The following is a 6,083-nucleotide window of genomic DNA, read 5'->3' on the forward strand; positions in this document are numbered from 1 at the left end:
GGATCGGGATCGTGGCTCGCATGATCGTGGCCTTCATGGTCATTGTGGACGTGATCGGCGTGCGCCTTGTCTGACATCGGCGATACATGTGCCTCTGCCCTGACGATGCCGTAGCCGAGCCGAGCCACCTGCTGCAGCACCCTGCCTTCCGGCAACGCGCCGCCATGGCTGACCGTCATGCTGGCACCGGTCACCGAAACCGAGACATCGGCGACGCCGTCTAGGCGACGCACCGCCGTATCGATCTTGGTTGCGCAAGAGGCGCAATCCATGCCGCCGATCTTGAACCGCGTCTGCCTGATTTTTACCTGGTCGAGGGGCGCCGTCATCACATCACCTGTCTGTCTTGCCCGCGCGGCGTCGCCGCATGGGTCTTGAACGCTGATGTCAGGCACTGTAATTGCTCTAGTCACTAGAGCTTCAAGAGGCAATTCATGTTTTCGATCGGTGATCTCTCGCGCCGCACCGGGGTCAAGGTGCCGACCATCCGCTACTACGAGCAGATGGGCCTTGTTGCCGCACCCGAGCGCTCGGAAGGCAACCAGCGCCGCTATTCCAGGCAGGAGCTGGAGCGGTTGGCCTTCATCCGCCACGCCCGCGATCTCGGTTTCGCCGTCGAGGACATCCGCTCTCTGATCGATTTGAGCGGCCACCCCGAGCAACCCTGCGGCCACGCCGACAAGATCGCCGAGGAGCAACTGATCTCGGTGCGGGAAAAGATTGCCCAGTTGAAGCGGCTCGAGGCCGAGCTCGAACGCATCGCCACGTGCTGCAATGGCCAGACGGTCGGCGACTGCTACGTCATCCGCGCGCTGTCGGATCATGCGCTGTGCGCCGATGAGCATGGTTGAGATACATCCTACAGCTCGATCCGGAACCGCAAACTTTCCGCTCCGCCATAGGCGGCGTCCTCGAAAAAGCGTTCGACGAGCTTGCCGCCATTGGCCAGGATCACCTTGTGCGAGGCCGGATTGCCCGGTTTGGCGGTGATCTCGACGTGAGCCAGGCCGACCGCCCTCGCCTCCTCCAGCATCAGGCGCAGCGCCTGTGTAGCGTAGCCGCGCCGCCGCTTCCACGGCACCACCGCATAGCCGATATGGCCGAGCACATGCGGCGGCAGGTCCGACGTACCCTTCTGCCAGCGAAAGCCGATCGAGCCCGACGCCTCGCCGTCCCAGATCCAGCGGCGGAAGCCTGGCAGGCGCGGCACCTTTTTGCCGTCAGGCAAGGTGATCGGACCGCCCCTGGCCTGGGGATCATCGAGGTCGGCGAGAAAAGCCACGGGATCCCTTTCGATTGCCGCAAGCTGCTCGCGCGTCGCTTCCAGCAATCGCACATTGTCCGGCGACCAGCCGCGTTCGAGTGCCGCCTTGTAGGACGGCAGATGTTCGAACGCGGGTTTGACGATTTCGATCATGGTGCACCGGTGCAGACGCGATGCCCACAAAATAGCATGCTTGACCAGGGAGGCACGGTCCACCAAAGCGCGGCCCCATACGACAAAGGCCGCGCTCCCATCACTGGAAACGCGGCCCTGGCGTTGTGTCCTTGGGAGGACCGGCGATCCGGCGCGGCCGCGCCGGAGCACCTTTAGCGATCTCAGGCGATGTCGAAGCGGTCGGCGTTCATCACCTTGGTCCATGCCGCAACGAAATCCCTGGTGAATTTCGCCTTGGCGTCCGCCGACCCGTAGACCTCGGCAAGCGCGCGCAATTGGGCGTGCGAGCCGAAGATCAGGTCGGCACGGGTGCCGGTCCACTTGACCGCCTTGGTCTTGCGGTCACGCGCCTCGTAGACTTCGTCGGAGCCGGCGGCCGGATCCCAGACCGTGTTCATGCTGAGCAGGTTGACGAAGAAGTCGTTGGTCAACGTACCCGGCCGGTCGGTGAACACGCCGTGCTTCGAGTTGGCCGTGTTGGCGCCGAGCACACGAAGACCGCCGACCAGCACCGTCATTTCGGGTGCGGTCAGCGACAGCAATTGCGCCCGGTCGACCAGCATGGCTTCGACCGACATCGGCTGCTTGCCCCTGACATAGTTGCGGAAGCCATCGACTTTCGGCTCGAGCGCGGCAAAGGAATGGACATCCGTCTGTTCCTGCGAAGCATCCATGCGACCCGGCGTGAACGGCACCTTGGCCTCGTGGCCGCCATCCTTCGCCGCCTTCTCGACAGCGGCGACACCGCCGAGAACGATGAGGTCGGCCAGCGAGATCTTTTTCCCGCCGGTCTGTGCCGCGTTGAACTCCTTCTGGATGGCTTCCAGCCTGGCCAGCACCTTCGACAGTTCCGCCGGCTGGTTAACCTCCCAATCCTTCTGCGGCGCCAGCCGGATGCGTGCACCATTGGCACCACCGCGCTTGTCGGAATTGCGGAACGTCGAGGCCGAGGCCCACGCCGTCGAGACCAATTCGGAAACCGACAGGCCCGATGCCAGGATCTTCGCCTTCAGCGACGCAATGTCCTGCTCGCCGACCAGTTCGTGGTCGACCGCGGGGATCGGATCCTGCCAGATCAGTTCTTCCTTGGGCACGAGCGGGCCGAGATAGCGAACGACCGGACCCATGTCGCGATGGGTCAGCTTGAACCATGCGCGGGCAAAGGCGTCGGCGAACTGGTCCGGATGCTCATGGAAGCGCCGCGAGATCTTCTCGTAGGCCGGATCGACCCGCAGCGCGAGATCGGTCGTCAGCATGGCAGGCGCGCGGCGCTTGGACGGATCGTGGGCATCCGGCACGGTTCCGGCGCCGGCGCCGCCCTTCGGCGTCCACTGATGAGCGCCCGCCGGGCTCGTGGTCAGCTCCCATTCGAAGTTGAACAGATTGTCGAAGAAGTTGTTGCTCCACTTGGTCGGCGTCGTGGTCCAGGTCACCTCGAGGCCCGAGGTGATGGCATCGCCGGCGATGCCCGTGGCATGCTTGCTCGACCAGCCGAGGCCCTGCGCCTCGATGCCGGCGCCTTCCGGCTCCGCACCCACAAGCGAGGCATCGCCGGCGCCGTGGGTTTTGCCGAAGGTGTGGCCGCCGGCGATCAGCGCCACGGTCTCCTCGTCGTTCATGGCCATGCGGCCGAACGTCTCGCGAATATCGCGTGCCGAGGCCAGCGGATCCGGCTTGCCGTTCGGCCCTTCCGGATTGACATAGATCAGTCCCATCTGGACGGCGCCGAGATGGCCCTGGAGTTCGCGGTCGCCGGAGTAGCGCTTGTCGTCGAGCCACTTGGTTTCCGAACCCCAATCGACGTCCTGTTCGGGTTCCCAGACGTCGGCGCGGCCGCCAGCGAAACCGAAGGTCTTGAAGCCCATCGATTCCAGCGCGACGTTGCCGGTGAGGATCAGCAGGTCGGCCCAGGAGATCTTGCGCCCATATTTCTGCTTGACCGGCCACAGCAGCCGGCGCGCCTTGTCGAGATTGGCATTGTCCGGCCAGCTGTTGAGCGGAGCAAAACGCTGCTGGCCGGCCCCGGCGCCGCCACGGCCGTCGCCGATGCGGTAGGTGCCGGCACTGTGCCAGGCCATGCGGATGAACAGCGGCCCGTAATGGCCGAAGTCGGCCGGCCACCAATCCTGCGAATCCGTCATCACCTGGTGCAGGTCCTTGATCACCGCATCGAGATCGAGCGACTTGAATTCCTCGGCATAGTCGAACTCTTCGCCCATCGGGTCCGAAAGGTTCGACTGCTGATGGAGAACGCCAAGGTCCAGTTGGTTCGGCCACCAGTCACGGTTCGTCCTGCTGGAGGATCCGTGCGCAACGGGGCATTTGCCGGCACTGGGATCATCGGTCTGTGCGTCCATGTTCTTCTCTCCGATCGTGGCTGTGTTGAGCTGTTCAACTGCTGCGTGAACAGGGACACAAAAATGTCCCTGTAGGCGGTCCGTTTCATGGCTGGCGCGATGACCTGAGCCCGATACGCGACCGAATATGTTGGATGTCCTGTTGCTGCGGGCATGCGCCTCACCAGGCGGTCCCGGCTGCTCCTCATCTTCGTTACGACTCCTATAGCAAAGCCGCTTGATTAATTTAAGTTGGATTTCCTGATTGCAGCGATAAGATGACATTATGACAAACCTGACGCTGAAGCAGCTGCGTTATTTCGAGGCGCTGGCCCGGCACAATCATTTCGGCCGCGCCGCCGATGCCTGCTCGATCTCGCAGCCCGCCATCTCGGTGCAGATCCGGGAGTTGGAGGAAACGCTGGGCACGGAGCTTTTCCAAAGAGGCCCACGCCAGGTCCGGCTGACCAATTTCGGCGAGGAATTCGCCTTGCGCGTCCGCGACATCCTGCGCTCGGTGGATGAGCTGACGGATCTGGCCCGCGCCTCGCGCGACCGGCTGGTGGGACGGTTGCGCATCGGCGTGATCCCGACGATCGCACCCTACCTCCTGCCTGCCATCATCGGCAACCTCGCCCGCATGCATGACGGGCTCGATATCCACGTGCGCGAAACGCAAACGCAAAAGCTGATCCAGGAACTGGCCGACGGCCGGCTTGACGCGGCCATCGTCGCCTTGCCGGTGTCGGAACCCTCGCTGACGGAAATCGTGCTGTTTGCCGAGAACTTCGTGCTGGTCCGGCCCGGCGAGGACGAGGGAAAGCCGGTCCCCAACCGCGAAATGCTGCGCGAGATGCGGCTGCTCCTGCTGGAGGAAGGCCATTGTTTTCGCGACCAGGCGCTGTCGTTCTGCAACATGCATTCGGCGCGGCCAAGGGAGTTGCTGGACGGCAGCTCGCTGTCGACCCTGGTGCAGATGGTCGGCGCCGGTGTCGGCGTCACCTTGATTCCCGAAATGGCCGTGCCGGTGGAGACGCGCTCGGCGGCGGTGTCTGTCGCCCACTTTGCCAACCCCCAACCGTCGCGGACGATCGGCATGATCTGGCGCAAGACAAGCCCGATCGCCAAACAGCTGATGCTTATATCCGAAGTGGTTCGCCAGGCGGCCGAAACGTTGCGCGCGCAGCACAATCCGGCATCGGTTGAGCTGAACTTGGTAGCAGCCGCCCAATGAAGGCTTGGCTGACCCGATCGTCAGCCTGCCGCGTGGAACCGGATCTCGCCCTTGTTCAGGAAGCAGGTCTTGTTGAACAGCGACAGATCCAGAGGGTTCGGCAACCGCACATCGCCGATATCGGGAACCGGCTTCTGCGCCGGGTCGTAGGACCGGTCGATCTGCGAGATGAAGACGAGGATCAATCCCCTGTCGCCGGCAAACGCTTTCAGCGTGCGAACCTGCGCCATCAGCTCCGGATTTTGCCGCTTTTGGTCGAGCAGTTGCAGGTAGTCGATCACCACCAGCGTGCCGCGCGGCGCCGAGCCCAATGCCTTGACGATGTAGTCGGCGCTGATGGCGTCGGAATTGTCGAACACGAACCGGTCGTTGAACTGCACCGGGTCTGCCCCGATGGCTCGAAATCGGTCGAGCACATCCCGCTGCGTATACTCCAGCGTGAAGAACACGCCCCGACTGCCGGACTTCATGGCTTCGATTGCCAGTTCGAGACTCATCAGCGTCTTGCCGTGGCCGGGTCGTGCACCCACCAGGACCAGATCGCCGGGCGCAAGTTGCGCAAACAGTGTGCCGGCAGGCGCCGCCCCGGCTGCCTTGGCCGCAAGCAGGCTCCAACTGGCGAAGCCTTCCCGTACTGCAACACGGTCAAGCGCTTCGTGGAGCGGAATTTTGGCCTCGCGGGACAACAGCCTGGCTTGACGCTTCAGATGATAGATGGGCGCGGACAGCTTCATGACAAACCTCCTGGTGCGAGCCGTTTTCGCAACCCCTCCTTATGCCAAGCGCTCGAACAGTTGGTTCGGTGATGAGAGAGCCCTGCATGGATGATGCTTTCCCGGCGGAGGGAGGAGGCGTGAGCCACGCCAGAATCAGATGATAGCTCAATCCCTGCGTATCGAAAATCGCGGAACTCGAGAGATCAGGTTCCGAACCCGCGGCTTTTCGCGATAGGAATTTTTTCTTGACTCCCTGCACTCAGCTATGGTACATATTTGTCCATGGTGCTGATTTGCGCCGATGGCCCGCCGCACAGGCGGGTTTTTCGTTTGATGCTCCGTCAGCCAACGCGCCGACG

6 protein-coding genes are annotated in these 6,083 nt (G+C 63.1%); 2 read left to right on the forward strand and 4 right to left on the reverse strand.

Annotation, left to right across the window (positions count from 1 at the left end; genetic code table 11):
* On the reverse strand, positions 1-329 hold a 329-nt coding region (locus EN969_RS13235), incomplete at its 3' end, for a heavy metal-associated domain-containing protein (RefSeq protein WP_164758243.1).
* Positions 330-434: 105 nt separating this feature from the next.
* Between EN969_RS13235 and EN969_RS13240 the strand changes: the two genes are divergently transcribed.
* Positions 435-851 carry a helix-turn-helix domain-containing protein gene (locus tag EN969_RS13240; protein ID WP_013530143.1) on the forward strand — a complete coding sequence of 139 codons (417 nt, stop codon included), beginning with the start codon at positions 435-437 and terminating at the stop codon, positions 849-851.
* A gap of 8 nt (positions 852-859) precedes the next feature.
* On the opposite strand, the gene EN969_RS13245 is transcribed toward EN969_RS13240, so the two are convergent.
* Both EN969_RS13245 and katG read right to left on the reverse strand, forming a co-directional pair.
* Positions 860-1,417 carry a GNAT family N-acetyltransferase gene (locus tag EN969_RS13245; protein WP_013530142.1) on the reverse strand — a complete coding sequence of 186 codons (558 nt, stop codon included), beginning with the start codon at positions 1,415-1,417 and terminating at the stop codon, positions 860-862.
* 182 nt (positions 1,418-1,599) lie between these two features.
* Positions 1,600-3,795, reverse strand: coding sequence for a catalase/peroxidase HPI (gene katG / locus EN969_RS13250; RefSeq protein WP_063168780.1), 2,196 nt, complete (start codon positions 3,793-3,795; stop codon positions 1,600-1,602).
* A 265-nt stretch (positions 3,796-4,060) separates the two neighbouring features.
* Between katG and EN969_RS13255 the strand changes: the two genes are divergently transcribed.
* Entirely contained in the window at positions 4,061-5,008 is a 948-nt protein-coding gene (locus EN969_RS13255) for a hydrogen peroxide-inducible genes activator (RefSeq protein ID WP_013530140.1), read from the forward strand.
* A gap of 20 nt (positions 5,009-5,028) precedes the next feature.
* Here EN969_RS13255 and EN969_RS13260 read toward each other — a convergent pair whose 3' ends face one another.
* Positions 5,029-5,742, reverse strand: coding sequence for a DNA helicase (locus EN969_RS13260; protein WP_013530139.1), 714 nt, complete (start codon positions 5,740-5,742; stop codon positions 5,029-5,031).
* Positions 5,743-6,083 lie beyond the last annotated feature (341 nt).

Origin of the sequence: Mesorhizobium sp. M7A.F.Ca.CA.003.01.2.1, assembly GCF_003998945.1 — a bacterium.
In the GTDB taxonomy this organism is placed as follows: Bacteria; Pseudomonadota; Alphaproteobacteria; order Rhizobiales; family Rhizobiaceae; genus Mesorhizobium; species Mesorhizobium ciceri.